The sequence below is a fragment of the Leifsonia xyli genome (genome assembly GCA_001647635.1).
Classification (GTDB): Bacteria; Actinomycetota; Actinomycetes; order Actinomycetales; family Microbacteriaceae; genus Leifsonia; species Leifsonia xyli_A.
The window spans coordinates 863100-886491 of the sequence record CP014761.1 but is presented as its reverse complement, the minus strand read 5'-3'; the positions used below and the strand labels follow the sequence as shown (position 1 = coordinate 886491).

Here is a 23392-nt window from a genome sequence, read left to right as displayed (position 1 = left end):
GGGGTAATGGAGACCTTCTCGCGTAACCGAAAGCTGCACCCGTGACGATCAAGCCCGACCTGACCCTCGCCCTCCCCGAGGAGCTCGGAAAGCTCCACTTCGTCGGCATCGGCGGTTCGGGGATGAGCGGCATCGCCCGCCTGTTCCTCGAGGCCGGCTACACCGTCACCGGATCGGACGTCCGGCACTCGGCGAACATCGACACCCTGCGCGGCCTCGGCGCGACCATCGCCATCGGGCACGACGCGGCGAACGTCGGCGACGCCGACACGCTCGTCGTCACGGGCGCGCTGTGGCAGGACAACCCGGAGTACCAGCTGGCGCTGTCGAAGGGCCTCCCGGTGCTGCACCGGTCGCAGGCGCTCGCCTGGCTGATCAACCGGTCCCGCCTCGTCGCGGTCGCCGGCGCCCACGGCAAGACCACCTCGACCGGCATGATCATCACCGGCCTGCTGGGCCTCGGCGAGGACCCGAGCTTCGTCAACGGCGGCGTGATCGCATCCCTCGGCAAGAGCTCGCAGACCGGCACGGGCGAGCTGTTCGTCGTCGAGGCGGACGAGTCCGACGGCTCGTTCCTGCTGTACGACACCGCGGTCGCGCTCATCACCAACGTCGACCCCGACCACCTCGACCACTACGGCTCGCTGGAGGCGTTCGAGGACGCCTTCGTCACCTTCGCCCGCGAGTCCGACGAGTTCGTCGTCGTGTCCTCGGACGACCCCGGTGCGGTGCACGTCACGAACCGCCTCCGCGAGCAGGCTCCGGACAAGCGGATCGTCACCTTCGGCGAGGCGGAGGACGCGGAGGTCCGCGTCCACTCCATCGTCACCGACGGACCGGTCGCCTTCACGCTGCGGTACCAGGGCGTCGACTACAGCGCCCAGCTGCGCGTCCCCGGCCGCCACAACGCCATCAACGCCGGCGGCGCCTTCGCGGTGCTGACCGGGCTCGGCTTCGATCCGGCGGCGTCGCTCGCCGCGATCGCGGAGTTCGGCGGCACCGAGCGCCGTTTCGAGCTCCACGGCACGGTCGGCGGCGTCAGCGTCTACGACGACTACGCGCACCACCCGACCGAGGTCGCGGCCGCGCTCTCCGCGGCCCGCACGGTCGTGGGGGACGGCCGGATCATCGCCGTCCACCAGCCGCACCTGTACAGCCGCACGCGGCTGTTCGCGAAGGAGTTCGCCGAGACGCTCGAGCGGTACGCCGACGAGACCGTCGTGCTGGATGTCTACGGAGCGCGGGAGGACCCGGAGCCCGGCGTCACCGGCGCCCTCGTGGCCGATCGCTTCGAGCATCCCGAGCACGTCGCGTTCATCGCCGACTGGCAGCAGGCCGCCGACCATACGGCGCGCATCGCGCGCGAGGGCGACTATGTGATCACCCTCGGCTGCGGCGACGTGTACCGCATCGTCCCGCAGCTTCTGGACGCGCTGCAGCGCGAGCACCCGGAGACGGCGGCGACCGCCGCGGCGACCGCGGAGTGACCACCGCGTGAAGCGTCCCCAGGGTTTCGATCGGTCGGCCGCCCCGGCGGTTCCTCCGGCGCGCCCGCAGGACGACCGCGCCGACTCCGGCCTCGCCGAGTCGAGACGCCCCGTCGGCACGGTGACGGAGCCGGTCCCCATCCTGACCGCCGATCCGACCGCCGAGCGGCCGACCTCCCCACCGCGTGATCCCGAGGCGTCGCCGTATTCGCGGCTGCCCACCAACCGCGAGATCGACAAGGCCCTCCGCGCCGCGCGCCGCGAGCGCAAGCGGCTGGAGCGCGGCGAGGTGCGCCGCTTCACCAAGCGGTCGCGCCGCCGCCGCTACGCGTGGCTCGGTGCCGCCGGCGTCGTGGTCGCCCTGGTGCTCGCCGTGACGATCATCGCGTTCTCGCCGCTGCTGGCGCTCAAGCACATCCAGGTCACCGGCACCTCGCGGCTGGATGCGGCGACGGTCGAGAAGAAGCTCTCCGACCAGCTCGGCACGCCGCTTCCGCTCCTGGACCAGGCGAGCATCTCGGCGGATCTCGCCGCCTTCCCGCTCATCCGCAGCTACACGGTCGAGAGCCACCCGCCCGACTCCATCGTGGTGCGCGTGGTGGAGCGCCAGCCGGTCGGTGTGATCCAGCGCGGCGCCGCCTTCACGCTGGTGGACGCGGCCAAGGTGCCGATCGCGAGCAGTGAGAAGCGCCCGGACGGCTATCCTCTGATCGCCGCGAGCGGGGGCGCCGCCGACGTGGACGCCGACTCGGGCTTCGCGGCCGCCGCGGGAGTCCTCAGCGCACTGCCCGCCGACGTCCTCGCTCAGGTGGACACCATCGCCGCGAAGACCAAGGACGACGTGAGCTTCACCCTGCGCGGGAAGGGTGCGACAGTGGTCTGGGGGAGCGCGGAGGACTCGTCGCTGAAGGCGGCGGACCTCGCCGCGCTGCTCAAGAGCGCCCCCGATGCGGGACGCTACGACGTCTCGTCCCCGCACAGCGTCACGACGGGTTGACCGCGCGATGGCTGCGACTTTTCCCGACACGCGCGCGGGGTTCCGCAGGCGGAGGCTCGGCGCACCTAACGTCGGATCAAGAATTGCATACTCAGCAAGACTTTAAGCTTCAACTTGAAGTTGAACGTTCCCGTGGAGGCCGGACGTGACAGCACAACAGAACTACCTCGCCGTGATCAAGGTCGTCGGCATCGGGGGAGGCGGCGTCAACGCCGTCAACCGCATGATCGAGCTCGGCCTCCGCGGCGTCGAGTTCATCGCCATCAACACCGACGCGCAGGCGCTGCTCATGAGCGACGCCGACGTCAAGCTCGACGTCGGCCGTGAGATCACCCGCGGCCTGGGCGCCGGCGCCGACCCCGAGGTCGGCCGCCGCGCCGCCGAGGACCACGCGGAGGAGATCGAGGAGGCGCTGGCCGGCGCCGACATGGTCTTCGTCACCGCGGGCGAAGGCGGTGGAACCGGCACCGGCGGCGCACCGGTCGTCGCGCGCATCGCGAAGTCGATCGGCGCGCTGACCATCGGTGTCGTCACCAAGCCGTTCTCCTTCGAGGGCAAGCGCCGCCAGCAGCAGGCCGAGGCGGGCGTCCAGCGCCTGAAGGAAGAGGTCGACACCCTCATCGTCGTGCCGAACGACCGGCTGCTGGAGATCAGCGACCGCGGCATCAGCATGCTCGAGGCGTTCTCCACCGCCGACCAGGTGCTCCTCGCCGGTGTCCAGGGCATCACCGACCTCATCACCACGCCGGGCCTCATCAACCTCGACTTCGCCGACGTCAAGTCGGTGATGCAGGGCGCGGGCTCCGCCCTCATGGGCATCGGATCCTCGCGCGGGGCCGACCGGGCGATCAAGGCCGCCGAGCTGGCCGTCGCGTCCCCGCTGCTCGAGGCCTCGATCGACGGCGCCCACGGGGTCCTGCTGTCCATCCAGGGCGGATCGAACCTCGGCATCTTCGAGATCAACGACGCGGCTCGCCTGGTCCAGGAGGCGGTGCACCCAGAGGCGAACATCATCTTCGGAGCGGTCATCGACGACACCCTCGGCGACGAGGTCCGCGTGACGGTCATCGCGGCGGGCTTCGACGGCGGCGAGCCGAACGCGCGCCCGGCCGCAGTGGACGCGCGACGCGCCAGCTTCGTGGAGGCCGGTTCCGAGCAGTCCCAGGTGCAGTCCTCCGCCGAGGTGGAGGCGGGCGAGATCCCGGCTCCCGAGACCTCCGCCTGGCAGACCGGCGAGCAGCCGGTCGCCGAGGCGACCCCGCAGAAGGACCCGGCGTTCGACGACGAGAATGACGACCTCGACATCCCCGACTTCCTCAAGTAACGGGCTGGCCGAGCGGCTGGCCGCGGTCCGGGAGGGCGTCTCCGACGCCGCCCGGGCCGCGGGCCGTTCGCCCGAGGAGCTCACGACGATCGTCGTGACCAAGTTCCACCCGGCGTCGCTCGTCCGCGAGCTGCACGCGTTGGGCGTGCGCGACGTGGGGGAGAACCGCCACCAGGAGGCGCAGGAGAAGGCGGCGGAGCTCGCCGACCTCGACCTCACCTGGCACTTCGTCGGTCAGCTGCAGAGCAAGAAGGCGCGGCAGGCGCGGCGGTACGCCTCCGTCATCCACTCGGTCGACCGGGCGTCCCTGGTGGACGCGCTGGCCACTCACGAGGACGACGCCGAGTCGACTGTCGACGCGTTCGTGCAGCTCAACCTCACCGACGACCCGGCCCGCGGCGGCGTCGCCGACCGCGACCTCGAGCCGCTGGTCGAGCACGTGCTCGCTGCACCCGGCCTCCGCCTCCTCGGCGTGATGGCCGTCGCCCCGCTCGGCGAGGAGCCCGCCCGCGCCTTCGAACGCGTGCGCGCCGCCTCCGACCGCGTCCGCGCGCTAGCCCCCGACGCCTCCGCGATCTCCGCCGGGATGTCGCAGGACTACCGCGAGGCGATCGCCGCAGGCGCGACACACCTTCGCATCGGGACCGCCATTACCGGGAATCGTCCGGAGCTTCGTTAATCTCGAAAGCAAGAGTTCGATGCGCCTACGGAGGAAGCCATGGCCAACCCGCTGAAGAAGACGATGGTCTACCTGGGCCTCGCCGACGAGGAGCTGGAGTTCGAGGACCAGCCGCAGGAGCAGGCTCAGCACCAGCCCCGCCGCGAAGCCCCCGAGCGCACGCCGGCCGCGTCGCCGATCCAGGCCGTCCCCCACCCCGCTCCGGTCGCTCCCGCGGCCGGCCGCGCGCCGGTCACGCCGCTGCGCACGTCGAAAACCGCACGGAATGCATCGGTACAGGAAATGAACGAGATCCTCACGGTCCACCCCCGCCAGTACCGCGACGCCCAGGCGATCGCCGAGTCGTTCCGCGAGGGGATCCCGGTGATCATCAACCTCTCGCAGATGAGCGAGGGCGACGCCCGCCGCCTCATCGACTTCGCCAGCGGCCTCTCGCAGGGGCTCTACGGCAAGATCGAGCGGGTCACCCCCAAGGTCTTCCTCCTCTCGCCCAGCCACGTCGTCGTCTCCGGCGAGCACGGCGGCCAGGACGCCGAGGTCGACGCCTCCTTCTTCGCTCAGGCCTGACGGCCCGACGCGCCGCGCACGACACTCGAAAGCGCACCGGCTACCTCCCAGGGGAGCCGGTGCGCTTTCGTCCATACTGGGAGGGTGTTCGTCGTCTCGCTCATCGCGACTGTCCTCTATTACGCGCTGCTCATCTACTTCTTCGTGCTGTGGGCGCGCTTCGTCCTGGACCTCGTGCGCGTCTTCGCGCGCCAGTGGCGTCCGCGCGGCTTCGGCCTGGTGCTCGCCGAGTCGACCTACGTGGTGACCGACCCGCCCATCCGCTTCTTCCGCCGCATCATCCCGCGCCTGTCCATGGGCCCGATCGCCATCGACTTCGGCTGGAGCCTCACCATGCTGGTCGTCATCATCGGCTTGTACGTCACGCTGGGATTCCGCTGAGCGTCGCTCCCGTTTCCGCGGTGAGCCCCGTTGTATCGTGGACGAGCCGCGCTGAGACCGTGCGGTGAAGTGCGCGACCGACGCCCGTTTTGCTAGCGTTGGGTAACGCGATCCCCGAACCAATTCACGATCGAAGGTGGCTTGCCATGGCGCTGACTCCGGAAGATGTAGTCAACAAGCGGTTCCAGCCGACGAAGTTCCGCGAGGGCTACGACCAGGACGAGGTCGACGACTTCCTCGACGAGGTCGTCGTCGAGCTGCGTCGCCTCAACCAGGAGAACGACGAGCTCAAGCAGCGACTCGTGGCCGCCGACTCGCGTATCGCCGAGCTGCAGCGCAGCGCAGGCCAGGGCGGCGCTGCCCCGGCCGCCGCGTCCGCACCGGCCGACAACGCCGAGACCGAGCGCCTCCAGCGCGAGAACGAGGAGCTCAAGCAGCGCCTCTCCCAGGCCCAGCAGGAGGCCGCGCAGGCCAAGCAGCAGGCGGAGCAGTCCCAGCAGGCGGCTCCGGCCTACCAGGCTCCGGCCGACGACGCCAACGACCCGAACGCCACCAACAACCTCCTGCAGCTGGCCCGCCGCCTGCACGAGGAGCACGTCCGCGAGGGCGTCGAGAAGCGCGACCAGCTCATCGCCGAGGGTCACGCCACCGCCGCCCGCATCGTCGCCGAGGCGGAGTCGAAGCAGCGTGCGCAGATCAGTGCCCTCGACCAGGAGCGCACCGGCCTCGAGCGCCGCATCGACGAGCTCCGCACGTTCGAGCGCGACTACCGGAAGGGCCTCAAGTCGTACATCGAGGGCCAGCTCCGCGACCTCGACGCGCCCGTCCAGGGCAGCGGCCAGAACGCGGGCGCGCGCTCCGCGGCGCCGGTGAGCGCCGGCGGCGGCGTGCCCGCCCCGGTTTCGGCAGGCGGCTCCGACGACTCCAGCAACTCGGGCCAGACTCCGGCCTTCCCCGGCTTTGGAGGCTAGTCCTTCCCGGCCCAAGGTCAGCATCAGGGCCTTGGCGGTCCTGGCGGTGGTGGCGCTCTGCGTCTATCTCATCGACCAGATCGCCAAGGTCCTGGTCGTGTCGAACCTCTTCGAGGGCCAGCAGATCGAGGTCCTGGGTCAGCTCCTCCAGTTCCACTTCGTCAAGAACGCGGGAGCGGCCTTCTCGATCGGCAGCGGCTCCACCTGGATCTTCTCCATCGTCGGCGTCGGCGTGCTCGGCTTCGTCATCTGGTACGCGCCGCGCATCCGGTCCACGGCGTGGGCGGTCCTGTTCGGGCTGCTGCTCGGCGGACTGCTCGGCAACCTGACCGACCGGCTATTCCGCGAGCCCGGCTTCGGCGTCGGCCATGTGGTCGACTTCCTGCAGATCCCGCTGCTGCCGGCGATCTTCAACCTCGCCGACGTGGCGATCGTGTCGAGCATGGTGCTGTTCCTCATCCTCACCCTGCGTGGTGTGGGGCTGGACGGCAAGCGGGGCCGCGACGACGACGACGAGTCCGCGCCCGAAGATGTGGAGGCCGACGAGGCCACCACGACCGACACGCCGAACGACAAGCCGCAGGGCTAGATGGAATCGCGCAGCTTCCCCATCCCGGACGGGCTGGAGGGCTCACGCGTCGACGCGGGCCTGGCCAAGCTCCTCGGCTTCTCGCGCAGCTTCGCCGCCGAGATCGCCGAGGCCGGCGGGGTCACCGTCGACGGACGTGAGGCGGGCAAGTCCGACCGCCTGACCGCAGGCTCCTGGCTCGAGGTGTCATGGCAGCCGAAGTCCGACGTCGAGATCGTCCCGATCGCCGTGCCGGAGCTGACGATCGTGCACGACGACGACGACATCGTGGTGATCGACAAGCCGGTCGGCGTCGCCGCGCATCCCTCTGTCGGCTGGGAGGGCCCGACCGTGCTCGGAGCGCTGGCCGCCGCCGGCTTCCGCATCTCGACCTCCGGCGCCGCCGAGCGCGCGGGCATCGTCCACCGGCTGGACGCGGGCACGAGCGGCCTCATGGTCGTCGCGAAGTCGGAGCGCGCGTACACCGCGCTGAAGCGCGCCTTCCACGACCGGACGGTCGAGAAGATCTACCACGCGGTCGTGCAGGGGCACCCGGACCCGCTGACGGGCACCATCGACGCGCCGATCGGGCGGCATCCCCGGTCGGACTGGAAGTTCGCGGTCGTGGCGGGCGGCAAGCCGTCCGTGACGCACTACGAGACCATCGAGGCGTTCCCGTCCGCGAGCCTGCTCGAGATCCACCTGGAGACGGGACGCACGCACCAGATCCGCGTGCACATGGCCGCGCAGCGGCACCCGTGCGTCGGCGACGCGATGTACGGCGCCGACCCGGTCCTGAGCGCGAAACTGGGCCTGACGCGGCAGTGGCTGCACGCCGTCCAGCTCGCCTTCGAGCACCCGGCGACGGGGGAGTGGGTCACCTTCACGACGACCTATCCGGACGACCTGCAACACGCCCTGGACGTGCTCCGAGCGTCGTAGGTCCGACGTAGGCTGTACTCACCTATGAGCGACTCCTTCGTCCACCTCCACGTCCACTCCGAGTACTCCATGCTCGACGGCGCGGCGCGCGTCAAACCGCTGATCGAGTCGGCGGTCGCGCAGGGGATGCCGGGGGTCGCGGTCACCGACCACGGCAACATGTTCGGCGCCTTCGACTTCTGGCGCACGGCGACCGACGCCGGCATCAAGCCGATCATCGGCACCGAGGCCTACCTCACCCCGGGCACGCACCGCACCGACAAGACCCGCATCCGCTGGGGCGACGGCGGCGGCGACGACGTGTCGGGCTCCGGCGCGTACACGCACATGACGATGCTCGCGGCGACGACCGAGGGCATGCACAACCTCTTCCGGCTGTCGTCGTACGCGTCGATGGAGGGCTACTACTTCAAGCCGCGCATGGACCGCGAGCTGCTGAGCCGGTACTCGAAGGGCATCATCGCGACGACCGGATGCCCGTCGGGCGAAGTGCAGACGCGCCTGCGCCTCGGGCAGTACGACGCCGCCCGGGCCGCCGCGGCCGACTTCCGCGACATCTTCGGCAAGGAGAACTTCTTCGCCGAGATCATGGACCACGGGCTCGGCATCGAGCGCCGGATCATGTCCGACCTGATCCGGCTGGCGAAAGACCTCGGCCTTCCGCTCGTCGCGACGAACGACCTCCACTACACCCACGCGGAGGACGCCAAGAGCCACGCCGCGCTCCTGTGCGTGCAGTCCGGATCGACCCTCGACGACCCCAACCGGTTCAAGTTCGACGCCGACGAGTTCTACCTCAAGACGCCCGAGCAGATGCGGCAGCTGTTCCGCGACTACCCGGAGGCGTGCGACAACACCCTCGCCATCGCCGAGCGCTGCGACGTGCAGTTCGACACCGCCGCCAACTACATGCCGCGCTTCCCGGTGCCCGAGGGTGAGACCGAGCAGACGTGGTTCGTCAAGGAGGTCGAGAAGGGCCTCGAGCAGCGCTACCCGAACGGCATCACGCCCGAGGTGCGCAAGCAGGCCGACTACGAGATCGGCGTCATCTCGCAGATGGGCTTCCCCGGCTACTTCCTCGTCGTCGCCGACTTCATCAACTGGTCGAAGCGCAACGGCATCCGGGTCGGTCCCGGGCGTGGTTCCGGCGCCGGATCGATGGCCGCGTACGCGATGCGGATCACCGACCTCGACCCGCTGCAGCACGGCCTCATCTTCGAGCGCTTCCTGAACCCGGACCGCGTCTCCATGCCCGACTTCGACGTCGACTTCGACGACCGCCGCCGCGGCGAGGTCATCAAGTACGTCACCGAGAAGTACGGCTCGGAGCGCGTCGCGCAGATCGTCACCTACGGCACCATCAAGGCCAAGCAGGCGCTGAAGGACTCGGGCCGCGTGCTCGGCTTCCCCTTCTCAATGGGCGAGAAGCTGACCAAGGCGATGCCGCCGCCCGTCATGGGCAAGGACATCCCGCTGACGGGCATCTTCGATAAGAACCACCCGCGCTACAAGGAGGCCGTCGACATCCGCGCGGTCGTCGAGACCGACCCGGAGGCGAAGACCGTCTTCGACACGGCGCTCGGGCTCGAGAACCTCAAGCGCCAGTGGGGCGTGCACGCGGCGGGCGTCATCATGTCGTCCGACCCGCTGATCGACATCATCCCGATCATGAAGCGGGAGCAGGACGGCCAGATCGTCACGCAGTTCGACTACCCGGCCGCCGAGTCGCTGGGCCTGATCAAGATGGACTTCCTGGGGCTCCGCAACCTCACCATCATCAACGACGCGCTCGACAACATCCGCGACAACCGCGGAGAAGAACTCGTGCTCGAAGACCTCGAGCTCGACGACCGGGCCGCCTACGAACTCCTGTCGCGCGGCGACACCCTCGGCGTGTTCCAGCTCGACGGCGGCCCGATGCGCTCGCTGCTGCGGCTCATGAAGCCGGACAACTTCGAGGACATCTCGGCGCTGATCGCGCTGTACCGGCCCGGGCCCATGGGCGCGAACTCGCACACCAACTACGCACTCCGCAAGAACGGCCTCCAGGAGATCACGCCGATCCACCCGGAGCTCGCGGAGCCGCTGGCGGACATCCTCTCGACCAGCTACGGCCTCATCATCTACCAGGAGCAGGTGATGGCGATCGCGCAGAAGGTCGCCGGCTTCTCGCTCGGCCAAGCAGACATCCTGCGCCGCGCCATGGGCAAGAAGAAGAAGTCCGAGCTGGACAAGCAGTTCGAGGGCTTCTCGCAGGGCATGCAGGCCAACGGCTACTCGATGGACGCGGTGAACAAGCTGTGGGAGATCCTGCTCCCGTTCTCCGACTACGCGTTCAACAAAGCGCACTCGGCGGCCTACGGCGTCATCTCGTACTGGACCGCGTACCTCAAAGCGCACTACCCGGCCGAGTACATGGCGGCGCTCCTCACCAGCGTCGGCGACTCCAAGGACAAGATGGCGCTCTACCTCAACGAGTGCCGCCGCATGGGCATCAAGGTGCTCCCGCCGGATGTCAACGAGTCGAACCTCTATTTCGCCGCGGTCGGCGAGGACATCCGCTTCGGCATGGGCGCGGTGCGCAACGTCGGCGCGAACGTCGTCGAGGGCGTGCGCGAGGCGCGCGAGAGCAAGGGCCGCTTCGAGTCGTTCCACGACTTCCTCAACAAGGTGCCCATCCATGCTGCCAACAAGCGGACCGTGGAGTCGCTGATCAAGGCCGGCGCCTTCGACTCGCTCGGGCACACCCGCCGCGCCCTCGTCGAGGTGCACGAGGACGCCGTCGAGTCGGCCGTCAAGATCAAGCGCAACGAGGCGAACGGCGACGTCGGGTTCGACTTCGACAGCCTGTGGGGCGAGGACGAGGTGGCGCAGACCCAGCACCACATCCCGAACCGGCCGGAGTGGGCGAAGCGCGACAAGCTGGCGTTCGAGCGCGAGATGCTCGGGCTCTACGTGTCCGACCATCCGCTCGCCGGGCTCGAGCTGCAGCTGGCCAAGCTGGCGAGCACCGGCATCGCCGAGCTGGTCGGGTCGGAGAACATCCAGGACGGCGAGACCGTCACCATCGCGGGGCTCGTGACGAGCGTGCAGCACCGCGTGGCGAAGGCGTCGGGCAACCAGTACGGGATGATCCAGGTCGAGGACTTCGGTGGCGAGCTCACCGTCATGTTCATGGGCAAGGCGTACCAGGAGTACTCAGCCCAGCTGCAGGGCGACGCGATCGTGGTCGTCCGCGGCCGGGTGAGCCTGCGCGACGACGGGATGAACCTGCACGCGTTCTCCCTCATGACGCCCGACCTCGGTCAGGTCGACGACACCGCGACCCTGATGATCACCATGCCGGACCAGCGCGCGACGACCGACACCGTGATGTCGCTCAGCGAGGTGCTGGCGCGGCATCCCGGCGACAGCGAGGTGCGCCTGCGGCTCGTGAAGGGCCAGGTCGCGCGCGTCTTCGAGGTGCCGAAGCCGGTGAAGGTGAGCGCCGACCTCTACGGCGAGCTGAAGGGGCTGCTCGGGCCGAACTGCCTGGTCTGAGTGTGTCTGCCCGCCCTGAAGTGGGTCAGACCGGGGTGCCTGGCCGCCAGTAGGTGCGCTCGTGGTACACGAGCGGCGCGTCGTCCTCACCGAGGGCGCCCTGCTCGATCTGCACGATGACGACCGCGCTGTTGTGCACCTGGACCCTCTCGATGATGCGCCCGACCATCCACGCGGTCGTGTCCTTGATCACGGGGAGCCCATGCGGCCCGCGGTACCAGTGGTCGCCGACGAACCGGGTCTGGTTGTCGCCGGACAGGATCTGGGCGACCTCGCGGTTGCGCACCCCGAGCGTGTGGATCACCACGCGGTCCGTCTCGGCGATGGCCGGCCAGCTCGACGCCGACAGCGCCATGTTGAATGTCGCCAGCGGCGGGACGGCCGCGAGCGACGCCAGCGAGGTGGCCGTGAACCCGACGGGCGTTCCGTCCTCGCGCTGGGCGGTGACGATGGCGACGCCGGCCGCGTGTCGACGGAAGGTCTGCCGGAAGGCCGCGAGGTCGGGGGTGGCGTCGGTGACGGTGCCGTCGGTCGGGTCGGGGGATGCGCTGTTCATACTGTGGGTACAAGCTCCAGTCGGGCTGGAAGATTCCGGGCGGGTAGGCTTGATGGGCCATGATCCAGACCATCGATCTCCGCGGTGTCCAGCCTACTCGTGCCGCGTTCCAGCGCCTCGTGCCCCGTCCCGTCGTGGATGTGCAGGTCGCGATGACCGTCGCGGCCGACCTGATCGCCGACGTACGCGAGCGCGGTGTCGCCGCCCTGCGCGAGCAGGCGGAGCGGTTCGACGGGGGCGCGCCCTCGTCCCTCCGGGTTCCGCAGGCGGAGATCGACGCGGCGGTTCAGGCGCTTCCCGCCGACGTGCGCGAGGCCTTGGAGGAGGCGATCGCTCGCGTGCGCGAGGCGACCGCCGCCCAGGTTCCGCCGCGCGCCGAGACGGTCATCCGCCCGGGCGCGAGCATCGTCCAGCGCTGGGAGCCGGTCGAGCGCGCAGGGCTGTATGTGCCCGGCGGCAAGGCCGTCTACCCGTCGAGCGTCGTGATGAACGCCGTGCCCGCGCAGGTCGCCGGCGTGGCCTCCGTCGCCCTGGTCAGCCCGCCGCAGCGCGAGTTCGGGGGAGCGGTCCACCCGGTCATCCTGGGGGCCGCGGGCCTGCTGGGCATCGACGAGGTCTATGCGATGGGAGGCGCCGGCGCGATCGGCGCGCTGGCGTACGGCGTCGAAGAGCTCGGCCTCGACCCGGTGCAGGTCATCACCGGCCCGGGCAACATCTACGTCGCGGCCGCCAAGCGCGTGGTCCGCGGACAGACCGGTATCGACTCCGAAGCCGGCACGACCGAGATCCTCGTGATCGCCGATGACACGGCGGACGCGTCCTACGTCGCCGCCGACCTCGTCAGCCAGGCCGAGCACGACGAGGCCGCCGCCTCCCTCCTCGTCACGGACAGCCCCGCGTTCGCAGACCGCGTCGTCGCTGAACTCGCACGCCTGGCCGACGCCACCAAGCACGCCGAGCGCGTCCGCACGGCGCTCGGCGGCCCGCAGTCCGCGGTCGTCCTCGTGGACGACCTCGCCGCGGCCGCCGCGTTCAGCAACGCCTACGGGCCCGAGCACCTCGAGATCCAGACGGCCGACCCGGATGCGCTGCTCGCGTCCATCCACAACGCCGGCGCGATCTTCCTCGGCCCCACCTCGCCGGTCAGCCTCGGCGACTACCTGGCGGGCTCCAACCACGTGCTGCCGACCGGCGGTCAGGCCCGGTTCTCGCCGGGCCTGGGTGCGTACTCGTTCCTGCGGCCGCAGCAGGTGGTCCGCTACGACCGCGACGCGCTGCAGGAGGTCGCGGACCGCATCGTGGCGCTCTCGACCGCGGAGGACCTTCCGGCGCACGGGGAAGCGGTCACTCAGCGGTTCCGCACCCGGTGAGCGATAGAATCCCACCATGTTCTGCCCCTTCTGCCGCCACCCCGACTCCCGTGTCATCGACTCGCGGACGAGTGACGACGGGCTCTCCATCCGCCGCCGCCGGCAGTGCCCGGAGTGCGGCCGTCGCTTCTCGACCACCGAGACCGCGAGCCTCAGCGTGATCAAGCGCAGCGGCGTGGCGGAGCCGTTCAGCCGCGAGAAGATCGTGCTGGGCGTGCGCAAGGCGTGCCAGGGACGCCCGGTCACCGACTCCGACCTCGCCGTGCTGGCGGGCAAGGTCGAGGAGACCATCCGGTCGACGGGTGCGTCGCAGATCGAGGCCAACGACATCGGGCTCGCCATCCTGCCCGAGCTCCGTGAGCTCGACGAGGTCGCGTACCTGCGCTTCGCGAGCGTCTACCAGGCGTTCGACTCGCTCGACGACTTCGAGGAGGCCATCCGCTCGCTGCGCGTGGCGCACGCGGAGCCGGTCGCCGCCGAGTAGAAGGAGCCTGTCGGCGCTGTTACGTCAGACCTCGGTCGCAGGCTCGGTCCTCGGTCGCAGGCTCCCTCGGCGCTGGGGTCGCGCATCGCTCCGCGCTGCCCTGAGCTCCACCGCGCGGCGCTGGGGTCGCGGCATCGCTCCGCGCTGCCCTGAGCTCCACCGCGCGCGCGGTATTCTGCTACCGGCATGTATCGCGCACTCTTCGACCTCGTCCTCTCCCGCCTCGACCCCGAGCGGGCCCATCACCTCGCGTTCGTGGTGATCCGCGCCCTCCCGGCCGTCGGTCTCGGCGGCCTGGCCCGGCGCTTCACCGCGCCCGACTCGTCCCTCGCCGTCGAGGCGCTCGGCCTGCGGTTCGACTCGCCGTTCGGCGTCGCCGCCGGCTTCGACAAGGACGGCGAGGGCGTGCTCGGTCTCGGTGCGCTCGGCTTCGGCCACGTGGAGGTCGGCACGATCACCGCGCGCCCGCAGCCCGGCAACGACAAGCCCCGGCTGTTCCGCCTCATCCCCGACCGCGCGGTCATCAACCGGATGGGTTTCAACAACCATGGCGCCGGCGCCGCCGCCGATCGGCTGCTCCGCGTCCGCCGTGCCCGGACGCGTCCCGTGCTGGGCGTCAACATCGGCAAGTCGCGCGTCGTGGCCGTCGAGGACGCCACCGCCGACTACCTGACCAGCGCCCGCGCGCTTGCGCCCGTCGCCGACTACCTCGTCGTCAACGTCAGCTCGCCCAACACCCCGGGGCTCCGCGGCCTGCAGGAGCTCGAACTCCTGTCGCCGCTGCTCACCGCGGTCAAGGAGGTGGCGGGGGAGACCCCGCTGCTCGTGAAGATCGCGCCCGACCTCACCGACGAGCAGGTGGAGCGCATCGCGCGCCTCGCCGTCGAGCTGGGTCTCGCCGGCATCATCGCGACCAACACCACGATCTCGCGCGACGGCCTCGTCACCGATCCGGCGGTCGTCGAGGCGGCCGGCGCGGGAGGCTTGAGCGGTGCGCCGCTCGCCGCCCGCTCCCTGGAGGTGCTGCGCCTCATCCGCGCGGTCGTCCCGGCCGAGCTGTGCGTGATCTCGGTCGGCGGCGTCGAGACCGCGGAAGACGTGCAGGAGCGCCTGGATGCTGGCGCCACGCTGGTGCAGGGCTACACGGCGTTCCTCTACCGCGGCCCGCTGTGGGCGCGCGAGATCAACCGCGGGCTGCTACGCCTCCGGCGTGCCCTGGTGGAAGCGTAGGCGCCAGCGACCCGAGCTGCGCACCCACAGCGAGCTGCGCAGGGTCGCGCCGCGCGCATCCGTCGTCCGAGCGGTGAGCAGCAGCGCGTCGCCGGAGACCCGGTCGACGCCGAGCACCTCGAGGTCCGCAGCGGGCGCATCCTCGTCGGCGAGCTCGGAGACGATCGCGTCACGGGCCCAGAGGCGTCCCGAGCGTCCGATCTCCTCGAACGAGGGATGCAGCAGCTCAGCCAGGCGGGACGCGTCGGAGCGGACGGCGGGCTCGAGCAGCTCGCGCTCCAGGCGGGCGACGACCTCCTCGTCCGTTTCCGCGGCGTCGAGGCCGTCGAACAGGTCGAACTCGACGGGGGCGTCGGACGGTGCGGGAGCGGCATGCGCCGGAGCGGATTCCGCCGCCTCCGGCTCCACCGCCATCGGCTTCGCAGCCTCCGGCGCAGTCCCCGCCCATCCCGGGCCGATCGGGATCGGGTCGCCCTTCTGGTACGCCGTGGCGACCGCGCGGGCGCGCTCATCCGCCGCCTCGTTGAGGTCGTGCCCGGCGTGTCCCTTGACCCACTCGAACCGGTAGCGACGCCCCTGCAGCCCGCGGTCGAGTCGCTCCAGGAGCTCGCGGTTGAGCACGGGCGCGCCGTCGGCCTTGCGCCAGCCCTTGCGCTTCCAGCCCGGCATCCACTTGGTCACAGCGTTGATGACGTATTGGCTGTCGCAGAAGATGTGGAGATCGTTGTCCTCCAGGTGCGCCGTCGCCTCCAGGAGGTCGATGACGGCCATGAGCTCGCCCTGGTTGTTCGTCCCGTGCGGCCAGCCGCCCGCGGACCAGTGGTCGTCGTCGACGTACCAGGCCCACCCGGCCGGACCGGGATTGCCGAGGGCGGAGCCGTCGGCTGCTGCGACGATCGTCACGTCAGCTCGGGTACTGGCCGCGCTTGACCTGCGGCTTGGGGAGGCGCATGATCCGCAGCTGCAGGGCACGCATGGCGCCGTACCAGCGCAGCCCACGCTCCACCTTCGTCTTGCCGAACTTGTCGCCGACGCGGCGCTGGATCAGGAACCCGAGCACGAAGCAGTCGATGACCGCGATGAGGAAGAAGCCCCACAGCGCGAACAGGCCGTAGACCTGCAGCACCGGCGACGGGAGGAAGGTCAGCACGATGACGATCAGCATCACCGGGATGAGGAACTCGCCGATCGAGAAGCGCGCGTCCACGTAGTCGCGCACGTAGCGGCGCTGCGGTCCGCGGTCCCGGGCGGTCAGGTAGCGGTCGTCGCCGGCGGCCATGCCGACGCGTGCCTTCTCGCGCGCCTCGGCCTGCTTGGCGCGGGCCTGGCGGGCCGCCTCCTTGCGGTCGGTCGGCACGAGCGGACGCTTGCGGGCGGCCTCCTGCTCGCGGCGAGAGGGCGTGGGTGCGCCCTTGCCCTGCTTCAGCCGGGCGGCCGTCTCTTCCGTGGTCTCGACCGCGGGCGTCTCCGCCTCGGCCGGGTTCTGTCGCTTTGCCAACTTCGCGCCTTCGATTCTGGGGTCCGCTTAACATTATCCGCATGACAGACAGCCAGCAGACTCCCGATCCGGCGACTTCCGGTTCGTCCGACCCCGCCGAGCGGGCGGTGCGCACCGCGGTCGACCGCGGGATGCCCTCCGCCGTCGCCGACCTCTCGCAGCTCGTGCGCATCCCGTCGGTGTCGTGGTCGGCGTTCGACCCCGCCAACGTCCGCCGCAGCGCCGAAGCCGTGGCCGGCCTCCTGAGCGATACCGGGATGTTCGACTCGGTCGAGATCAAGCAGGCGCCGACCGCGGACGGCGAGACCCTCGGCCAGCCCGCCGTGCTCGCCACGCGCGCTGCGCGCAACGGCCGCCCGACCGTCCTGCTGTACGCGCACCACGACGTCCAGCCGGAGGGCGACGAGGCTCTGTGGGAGACGCCGCCGTTCGAGCCGACCGTGCGCGGCGACCGCCTGTACGCGCGTGGCGCCGCCGACGACAAGGCGGGCGTGCTCGCGCACGTCGCCTCCGTCCGCGCGCTGCGCGACACCTTCGGCGACGACCTCGAGCTCGGCCTCGCCGTTTTCATCGAGGGGGAGGAGGAGTTCGGCTCCCGCTCCTTCGCGCACTTCCTGGAGCAGAACAAGGAGGCGCTGGCCGCAGACGTGATCGTCGTCGCCGACTCCGACAACGTCGACGTGAACACCCCGGCACTCACCGTGTCGCTGCGCGGCAACGTCACGTTCAAGCTCACCGTCTCGACGCTGGAGCACGCCTCGCACTCGGGCATGTACGGCGGCGCGGCCCCAGACGCGATGCTCGCCATGGTCAAGCTGCTGGCGACCCTGCACGACGAGAAGGGGTCGGTGGCCGTCGAGGGCCTCAGCTCCTACACCGACGCCGCCGAGCCGCCTGCGTTCAGCGAGGAGGAGCTGGCGAAGGACGCCGCGTTCCTCGATGGTGTGACCAGCATCGGCACCGGGCCCATCCTGTCCCGGATGTGGTCGCAGCCGACCATCACCATCACCGGCATCGACGCGCCCACCGTCGCCAACGCGTCCAACACGCTGCTGCCGAGCGTCGCGGTGCGCGTCAGCTCGCGCGTCGCGCCCGGGCAGCCGGCCCGGGAGGCGTACGAGGCGCTGGAGCGGCACCTGCGGGCGCACGCGCCGTTCGGCGCGCACGTCACGATCGAGGACGTCGACCTGGGCGACCCCTTCCTCGTGGACACGGCCGGCTGGGCGGCGACCGAGGCCAAGCGCGCCATGACCGACGCGTGGGGCAAGGAGGCGGTCGAGACCGGCATCGGCGGATCCATCCCGTTCATCGCCGACCTCGTCCGCGAGTTCCCGGAGGCGCAGATCCTGGTCACCGGAGTCGAGGACCCCGACACGCGGGCGCACAGCCCGAACGAGTCGCTCCACCTCGGCGTGTTCAAGCGGGCGATCCTCACCGAGGCGCTCCTGCTTGCGCGGCTGAACGCGCGCGAGGCATCCTGAATCAATTCCCACCGGGAAGTCGTACAATCGACCCAGATTTCGTTCCGGAGTCAGAAACATCCTTCCGAAGGAGCCCCATGACCGACACAACGCTGACCGCGACCAAGGCCCACGGCGTCGGCCTGACCGACACCGCGGCCTCCAAGGTCAAGAGCCTGCTCGAGCAGGAGGGCCGCGACGACCTGCGTCTGCGCGTCGCCGTCCAGCCCGGTGGATGCTCGGGTCTGATCTACCAGCTCTACTTCGACGAGCGCATGCTCGACGGGGACGCGACCGTCGACTTCGACGGGGTGGAGGTCATCGTCGACAAGATGAGCGTCCCGTACCTCGACGGTGCGACGATCGACTTCGAGGACACCATCCAGAAGCAGGGTTTCACCATCGACAACCCCAACGCCACCGGCTCCTGCGCCTGCGGAGACTCGTTCCACTGAGCGCTCCATAGCACAGGAAAACACATCGGGCCGCCCCTCTCGGGGCGGCCCTTTTGTTCGGATCAGGGTGTCAGTCGGAGTAGGGTAGAGACAGCCACATACAGTTGCATGTGAACTGTCCCAGTAGTCACTCGAAAGGTCACCGGTGCGTCACAATCGCCGTCTCCGATGGGCTGCCATCCCGATCGCCGCGACGCTCGTCGTAGCGCTCGCGGGCTGCACTCAGGCCCAGCTGCACGGATTCCTCCCGGGCTTCGTCGAGGGTGAGCCGCCCGTCACGAACCACACCGAGCGCATCAGCGGCCTGTGGGTGACCAGCTGGATCGTCCTCCTCATCGTCGGCATCGTCGTGTGGGGCCTGATCCTGTGGGCGGTCATCGTCTACCGCCGGCGCAAGGGCCAGACCGGCCTCCCGGTGCAGCTGCGCTACAACATGCCGATCGAGATCTTCTACACGATCGTGCCGCTCATCCTGGTGCTCGGCTTCTTCGCCTTCACCGCGCGCGACCAGGCCGCCATCGAGCAGCCCTACGCCAACCCCGACGTCAAGATCCAGGTGTACGCCAAGCAGTGGGCGTGGGACTTCAACTACGTCAGCGACAACGTCTACGACCCGGGAATCCAGGTCCAGCCGGACGACAACAGCGCCACTCCCGGCTCGGTCCAGGAGGGCGAGGTCCCGACCCTGTACCTCCCCGAGAACAAGAAGATCACCATCCAGCTCGACTCGCGCGATGTGATCCACTCCTTCTGGGTGCCGGCGATGCTCTACAAGAAGGACGTCATCCCGGGCAAGACCAACTACATGTACTTCGAGACGACGGACCGCACCGGTACCTTCGTCGGCAAGTGCGCCGAGCTCTGCGGCGAGTACCACTCCGCGATGCTCTTCAACGTCAAGATCGTGTCGCAGTCCGAGTACGACGCGCACATCCAGAAGCTCAAGGACCAGGGATACGAGGGCCAGCTGGGCTCCGAGTACGACCGCAACCAGAACCTGCCGGGCCGGGGCACCCCTTCGGGTCCCCAGGGCGGCAACGAGTAGGACGCACTGATGACGACGACAGCACCGGCACCGGGGGCGACCACCGCCCCGAAGCCCACGCCCTCGTTCGTGTCCGCCAACGGCGTGGCGCGCAAGGGCAACATCCTCGTGAACTACATCACGTCGACCGACCACAAGACGATCGGGTACATGTACCTGATCTCGTCGTTCGTGTACTTCCTCATCGGCGGCGTGATGGCGCTGATCATCCGCGCCCAGCTCTTCGAGCCGGGCCTGCAGGTCGTGCAGACGAAGGAGCAGTACAACCAGCTCTTCACCATGCACGGCACGATCATGCTGCTCATGTTCGCGACCCCGCTGTTCGCGGGCTTCGCGAACGTGCTCATGCCGCTGCAGATCGGCGCGCCCGACGTCGCCTTCCCGCGGCTGAACGCGCTGGCGTACTGGTTCTACTCGTTCGGCTCGCTGATCGCCGTCGCCGGCTTCCTCACCCCGCAGGGCGCGGCCTCGTTCGGATGGTTCGCCTATGCGCCGCTGTCGAGTACGACGTTCTCGCCGGGCATCGGTGGAAACCTGTGGGTGCTGGGCCTCGGCCTCTCCGGCTTCGGCACCATCCTCGGCGCCGTGAACTTCATCACGACGATCATCACGATGCGCGCGCCGGGCATGACCATGTTCCGCATGCCGATCTTCACCTGGAACACCCTGGTGACCTCGATCCTCGTGCTCATGGCCTTCCCGGTCCTCGCCGCCGCGCTGTTCGCCCTGGCCGCCGACCGCGTGTTCGACGCGCACATCTACGACGCCGCGAACGGCGGAGCCCTGCTCTGGCAGCACCTGTTCTGGTTCTTCGGCCATCCCGAGGTGTACATCATCGCGCTGCCGTTCTTCGGCATCGTGTCCGAGATCTTCCCGGTCTTCAGCCGTAAGCCGATCTTCGGATACAAGACGCTGATCTACGCGACGATCGCGATCGCTGCCCTGTCCGTCACCGTGTGGGCGCACCACATGTACGTGACCGGCTCGGTGCTGCTGCCGTGGTTCTCGCTGATGACGATGCTCATCGCGGTCCCGACCGGCGTGAAGATCTTCAACTGGGTCGGCACGATGTGGCGCGGCTCGCTCACGTTCGAGTCGCCGATGCTGTGGTCGATCGGCTTCCTGATCACGTTCACGTTCGGTGGTCTGACCGGTGTCATCCTGGCCTCGCCACCGCTCGACTTCCACGTGTCCGACACGTACTTCGTCGTCGCCCACTTCCACTACGTGGTGTTCGGAACCGTCGTGTTCGCGATGTTCGCCGGCTTCTACTTCTGGTGGCCGAAGTGGACCGGCAAGATGCTCAACGACCGCCTGGGCAAGTGGCACTTCTGGCTGCTGTTCATCGGCTTCCACACGACGTTCCTCATCCAGCACTGGCTGGGCGTCGTGGGCATGCCGCGCCGGTACGCCACCTACCTGCCGTCGGACGGCTTCACCTGGATGAACCAGGTCTCGTCGATCGGCGCCGGCATCCTGGCGATCTCGATGATCCCGTTCTTCGTCAACGTGTACCTGACCGCGCGCAACGCGCCGAAGGTCACGGTCAACGACCCGTGGGGCTACGGACGCTCGCTCGAGTGGGCGACCAGCTGCCCGCCGCCGCGGCACAACTTCACGTCGATCCCGCGCATCCGTTCGGAGTCGCCGGCGTTCGACTTGAACCACCCGGAGGCCGGTATCCCGATCGGCATCGGCCCGGCGAAGGACGCCCCCGACGCCCCCGTCCACGACGTCGCGAACGACGAGGTGAAGTAGCACATGCGCGCCAATGCCATCCTCTTCTGGATCCTGTCGATCTTCTTCGTCCTGTCGGCGATCGTCTACACGCTGTGGAACCTCGCCGACTCCTTCCACCGGAACGTCGAGTGGGTCGGAACCGTGGGCATGCTGCTCGCGGCCGTCCTGTCCGCGTTCATCGCGTTCTACGTGGGCCGCTCGCACGCCTCGCAGGGCGGTGAGCTCCCGGAGGACCGCCTCGACGCCAACATCGACGACGGCGACCCGGAGCTCGGGCACTTCAGCCCGTGGAGCTGGTGGCCGATCGCGCTGGCCTTCGGCGCCGGCCTGGTCATCCTCGGCCTCGCCGTCGGCATCTGGATCTGCTTCATCGGCGTCGCCTTCAGCCTGGTCTGCATCGTCGGCTGGGTCTACGAGTACTACCGCGGCTACTTCGCCCGGTAACCACGCACGTCCGTACGAGGGTCGTCTCCCGCTGGGAGGCGGCCTTCGTCGTGTGCGCCGGCACCCCGACCCCATCGATGGGGCGCAACACGCCGTTAGGCGTGCCCCGTAGCGGCGTGTCGCGTCCCATGGATGCGGCCCGGCCGGAGCTGACCTGTTCCGCTCGCATCCACTGGTCCCAACACGCCGTTACCTACGGGGGTATAACGGCGTGTTGGGACCAGTGGATGCCTGTCACGACCTCTGCTTGACGGAACACGCTGTCGCGCGACGCGGACGGCACGGCGTAGCGCGTTGTCTGGACGCTGGATAGCACGCCACCCGCACGGCGGGGTCAGCCATGGGACGTAACACGCTGCTTCGCGGACCCCGTAACGGCGTGTTGCGTCTCATGGATGCGGCCCCCGCCGGCGCGGAGCTGCGCCGCCCACACCCACCAGTCCTCACAGGCCGCCGCGAACTCTGCTTGACGCAACACGCCGTCGCAGGAGGCGGCCGATCGGCGTGTCGGGTCAACCAGATCGCAGGCGTAGTGGCGGGGCGAACGGCTCACGTCTGGCGGGCCAGCGCACTATGACGCCCGTGCGCAGTCGCCGCGGCGCCGGCCTGGTTGACGCAACACGCCTTTGTGGGAGAAGGTCCCACGGCGTATTGGGGCAACCAAATCGCAGACGCGGTGGCGGGGTGGCTGGGTCGCGTGTGGCGGGGCCAGCGCACTGTGACGCCCGTGCGCAGCCGCCGTCGCGGCGGCGGCCTGGAGGCCGCGTCAGCGGCGGGCGAAGGTGAGGACGTCGACGGAGACGCGCGTCGTGTCGACGGCGAGGTCGGGTGCCGAGACTCCAGCGGTGTGTCGGGCGGACGGGCCCATGCCCACCAGGGACGCTCGCAGCTCGTCGGTGAGTGCCAGGTCGTATGCCACGTGCTCGCGCGCCTGCAGGGCGTACAGGGGCTCTGCGGCGTGGATGACGTCGTCCGCCTTGTCGGACGGGATGTCGAGCATGGTGCCCGCCGCACGCAGCGACGCAAGATGGTCGGCCCGCGGGACCACGACCACGAGGAGTCCGCCTGGGCGCAGGACGCGGTGGAACTCGGGAAGGTTCCGAGGGGCGAACACGTCGAGGACCGCATCGACCAGTCCGGAGCGCACGGGGAGGGGACGCCAGGTGTCGGCCACCAGGCCGTCCACGCGCTCGGAGGAGCGGACGGCGCGGGCGACCGCCTGCGGGGACAGGTCCATCGCCAGGCCGCTCGCCTCGGGGGATGGGGCGAGGGCGGCGCGCAGGTAGTAGCCGGTGCCGGCTCCCGCGTCGAGGATGCGCACACCGGCGGCGCTGGCCGCCACCGCCGACGCGATGGGGGAGTAGGCGCCGCCCTCGAGCACGCGGTCGCGGGCGTCGAGCATCTCGGTGGAGTCGCCCAGGTGCTTGCTTCCGCCGCCGAGCAGCGAGACGAAGCCGCGCTTGTTGACGTCGTGACGGTGGCCGTTGGTGCAACCGAGGGTCAGGCGGTCGACCTGCTCGAGGTCCGCCGCGCAGACAGGGCAGCGCAGCCAGGCGGCGAGGCGGGGGAGGTCACGCGGCACGGTTTCGGCTTCCTGTCGGGGATACGCGAAAGCGCCGGCGCGATCGCTCGCGCCGGCGCTTGTCACGCGGGA

General features: G+C 69.7%; 22 protein-coding genes. 18 read left to right on the top strand and 4 right to left on the bottom strand.

The window, feature by feature from the left end; translation table 11 throughout:
- Positions 1-41: 41 nt before the first annotated feature.
- From A0130_04390 to A0130_04345, 10 genes are all read left to right on the top strand, one after another.
- Positions 42-1487, top strand: coding sequence for a UDP-N-acetylmuramate--L-alanine ligase (locus A0130_04390; protein ID ANF31020.1), 1446 nt, complete (start codon positions 42-44; stop codon positions 1485-1487).
- Positions 1488-1494: 7 nt separating this feature from the next.
- On the top strand, positions 1495-2484 hold the full coding sequence (locus tag A0130_04385) for a cell division protein FtsQ (GenBank protein ID ANF31019.1): 990 nt from the start codon (positions 1495-1497) through the stop codon (positions 2482-2484).
- Between the two features lie 145 nt (positions 2485-2629).
- Positions 2630-3808, top strand: coding sequence for a cell division protein FtsZ (locus tag A0130_04380; protein ANF31018.1), 1179 nt, complete (start codon positions 2630-2632; stop codon positions 3806-3808).
- Positions 3774-4487: a YggS family pyridoxal phosphate enzyme gene (locus tag A0130_04375; GenBank protein ANF31017.1), complete on the top strand. Its 714-nt coding sequence runs from the start codon at positions 3774-3776 to the stop codon at positions 4485-4487. The genes A0130_04380 and A0130_04375 overlap by 35 nt, the downstream gene beginning before the upstream one ends.
- Before the next feature lie 39 nt (positions 4488-4526).
- The gene (locus tag A0130_04370) at positions 4527-5054 is read left to right on the top strand and encodes a cell division protein SepF (GenBank protein ID ANF31016.1); all 528 of its coding nucleotides are present in this window, start codon (positions 4527-4529) and stop codon (positions 5052-5054) included.
- 84 nt (positions 5055-5138) lie between these two features.
- Complete coding sequence (locus tag A0130_04365; GenBank protein ID ANF31015.1) at positions 5139-5435, top strand: hypothetical protein; 297 nt, start codon at positions 5139-5141, stop codon at positions 5433-5435.
- 146 nt (positions 5436-5581) lie between these two features.
- The gene (locus A0130_04360) at positions 5582-6406 is read left to right on the top strand and encodes a cell division protein (protein ANF31014.1); all 825 of its coding nucleotides are present in this window, start codon (positions 5582-5584) and stop codon (positions 6404-6406) included.
- Positions 6407-6437: 31 nt separating this feature from the next.
- Positions 6438-6995, top strand: a complete 558-nt coding sequence (locus A0130_04355) for a signal peptidase II (GenBank protein ANF31013.1) — start codon at positions 6438-6440, stop codon at positions 6993-6995.
- Positions 6996-7916, top strand: a complete 921-nt coding sequence (locus A0130_04350; protein ANF31012.1) for an RNA pseudouridine synthase — start codon at positions 6996-6998, stop codon at positions 7914-7916.
- A 24-nt stretch (positions 7917-7940) separates the two neighbouring features.
- Positions 7941-11456, top strand: coding sequence for a DNA polymerase III subunit alpha (locus tag A0130_04345; GenBank protein ANF31011.1), 3516 nt, complete (start codon positions 7941-7943; stop codon positions 11454-11456).
- A gap of 25 nt (positions 11457-11481) precedes the next feature.
- Here the strand turns inward: A0130_04345 and A0130_04340 are convergent, their stop codons facing one another.
- Entirely contained in the window at positions 11482-12012 is a 531-nt protein-coding gene (locus A0130_04340; protein ANF31010.1) for a flavin oxidoreductase, read from the bottom strand.
- A 59-nt stretch (positions 12013-12071) separates the two neighbouring features.
- Between A0130_04340 and A0130_04335 the strand changes: the two genes are divergently transcribed.
- From A0130_04335 to A0130_04325, 3 genes are all read left to right on the top strand, one after another.
- Positions 12072-13382, top strand: a complete 1311-nt coding sequence (locus A0130_04335; GenBank protein ANF31009.1) for a histidinol dehydrogenase — start codon at positions 12072-12074, stop codon at positions 13380-13382.
- A gap of 16 nt (positions 13383-13398) precedes the next feature.
- Positions 13399-13866 carry a transcriptional regulator NrdR gene (locus A0130_04330; GenBank protein ID ANF31008.1) on the top strand — a complete coding sequence of 156 codons (468 nt, stop codon included), beginning with the start codon at positions 13399-13401 and terminating at the stop codon, positions 13864-13866.
- Between the two features lie 186 nt (positions 13867-14052).
- Complete coding sequence (locus A0130_04325; GenBank protein ANF31007.1) at positions 14053-15096, top strand: dihydroorotate dehydrogenase; 1044 nt, start codon at positions 14053-14055, stop codon at positions 15094-15096.
- Here A0130_04325 and A0130_04320 read toward each other — a convergent pair.
- Both A0130_04320 and A0130_04315 read right to left on the bottom strand, forming a co-directional pair.
- Positions 15064-15999 (bottom strand): DUF4440 domain-containing protein, encoded by a 936-nt coding sequence (locus tag A0130_04320; protein ANF31006.1) that lies wholly within the window; start codon positions 15997-15999, stop codon positions 15064-15066. The genes A0130_04325 and A0130_04320 overlap by 33 nt on opposite strands.
- Position 16000: 1 nt before the next feature.
- A complete protein-coding gene (locus tag A0130_04315; GenBank protein ANF31005.1) occupies positions 16001-16594 on the bottom strand; it encodes a hypothetical protein in 594 nt (197 codons plus the stop codon).
- A 41-nt stretch (positions 16595-16635) separates the two neighbouring features.
- Between A0130_04315 and A0130_04310 the strand changes: the two genes are divergently transcribed.
- From A0130_04310 to A0130_04290, 5 genes are all read left to right on the top strand, one after another.
- Positions 16636-18075 carry a dipeptidase gene (locus A0130_04310; GenBank protein ID ANF31004.1) on the top strand — a complete coding sequence of 480 codons (1440 nt, stop codon included), beginning with the start codon at positions 16636-16638 and terminating at the stop codon, positions 18073-18075.
- 77 nt (positions 18076-18152) lie between these two features.
- A complete protein-coding gene (locus tag A0130_04305; GenBank protein ID ANF31003.1) occupies positions 18153-18509 on the top strand; it encodes an iron-sulfur cluster insertion protein ErpA in 357 nt (118 codons plus the stop codon).
- A gap of 145 nt (positions 18510-18654) precedes the next feature.
- Complete coding sequence (locus A0130_04300; protein ANF31002.1) at positions 18655-19554, top strand: cytochrome C oxidase subunit II; 900 nt, start codon at positions 18655-18657, stop codon at positions 19552-19554.
- 9 nt (positions 19555-19563) lie between these two features.
- Positions 19564-21312 (top strand): cytochrome ubiquinol oxidase subunit I, encoded by a 1749-nt coding sequence (locus A0130_04295; GenBank protein ANF31001.1) that lies wholly within the window; start codon positions 19564-19566, stop codon positions 21310-21312.
- A gap of 3 nt (positions 21313-21315) precedes the next feature.
- Complete coding sequence (locus A0130_04290; protein ANF31000.1) at positions 21316-21738, top strand: cytochrome c oxidase subunit IV; 423 nt, start codon at positions 21316-21318, stop codon at positions 21736-21738.
- 766 nt (positions 21739-22504) lie between these two features.
- Here A0130_04290 and A0130_04285 read toward each other — a convergent pair.
- Positions 22505-23320 carry a hypothetical protein gene (locus A0130_04285; protein ID ANF30999.1) on the bottom strand — a complete coding sequence of 272 codons (816 nt, stop codon included), beginning with the start codon at positions 23318-23320 and terminating at the stop codon, positions 22505-22507.
- Positions 23321-23392 lie beyond the last annotated feature (72 nt).

Coding starts and splice junctions, on each gene's coding strand:
- A0130_04295 (ANF31001.1), top strand. CDS start 19,564: ATGACGACGACAGCACCGGCACCGGGGGCGACCACCGCCCCGAAGCCC.
- A0130_04360 (ANF31014.1), top strand. CDS start 5,582: ATGGCGCTGACTCCGGAAGATGTAGTCAACAAGCGGTTCCAGCCGACG.
- A0130_04325 (ANF31007.1), top strand. CDS start 14,053: ATGTATCGCGCACTCTTCGACCTCGTCCTCTCCCGCCTCGACCCCGAG.
- A0130_04340 (ANF31010.1), bottom strand. CDS start 12,012: ATGAACAGCGCATCCCCCGACCCGACCGACGGCACCGTCACCGACGCC.
- A0130_04310 (ANF31004.1), top strand. CDS start 16,636: ATGACAGACAGCCAGCAGACTCCCGATCCGGCGACTTCCGGTTCGTCC.
- A0130_04370 (ANF31016.1), top strand. CDS start 4,527: ATGGCCAACCCGCTGAAGAAGACGATGGTCTACCTGGGCCTCGCCGAC.
- A0130_04350 (ANF31012.1), top strand. CDS start 6,996: ATGGAATCGCGCAGCTTCCCCATCCCGGACGGGCTGGAGGGCTCACGC.
- A0130_04290 (ANF31000.1), top strand. CDS start 21,316: ATGCGCGCCAATGCCATCCTCTTCTGGATCCTGTCGATCTTCTTCGTC.
- A0130_04335 (ANF31009.1), top strand. CDS start 12,072: ATGATCCAGACCATCGATCTCCGCGGTGTCCAGCCTACTCGTGCCGCG.
- A0130_04305 (ANF31003.1), top strand. CDS start 18,153: ATGACCGACACAACGCTGACCGCGACCAAGGCCCACGGCGTCGGCCTG.
- A0130_04345 (ANF31011.1), top strand. CDS start 7,941: ATGAGCGACTCCTTCGTCCACCTCCACGTCCACTCCGAGTACTCCATG.
- A0130_04375 (ANF31017.1), top strand. CDS start 3,774: ATGACGACCTCGACATCCCCGACTTCCTCAAGTAACGGGCTGGCCGAG.
- A0130_04330 (ANF31008.1), top strand. CDS start 13,399: ATGTTCTGCCCCTTCTGCCGCCACCCCGACTCCCGTGTCATCGACTCG.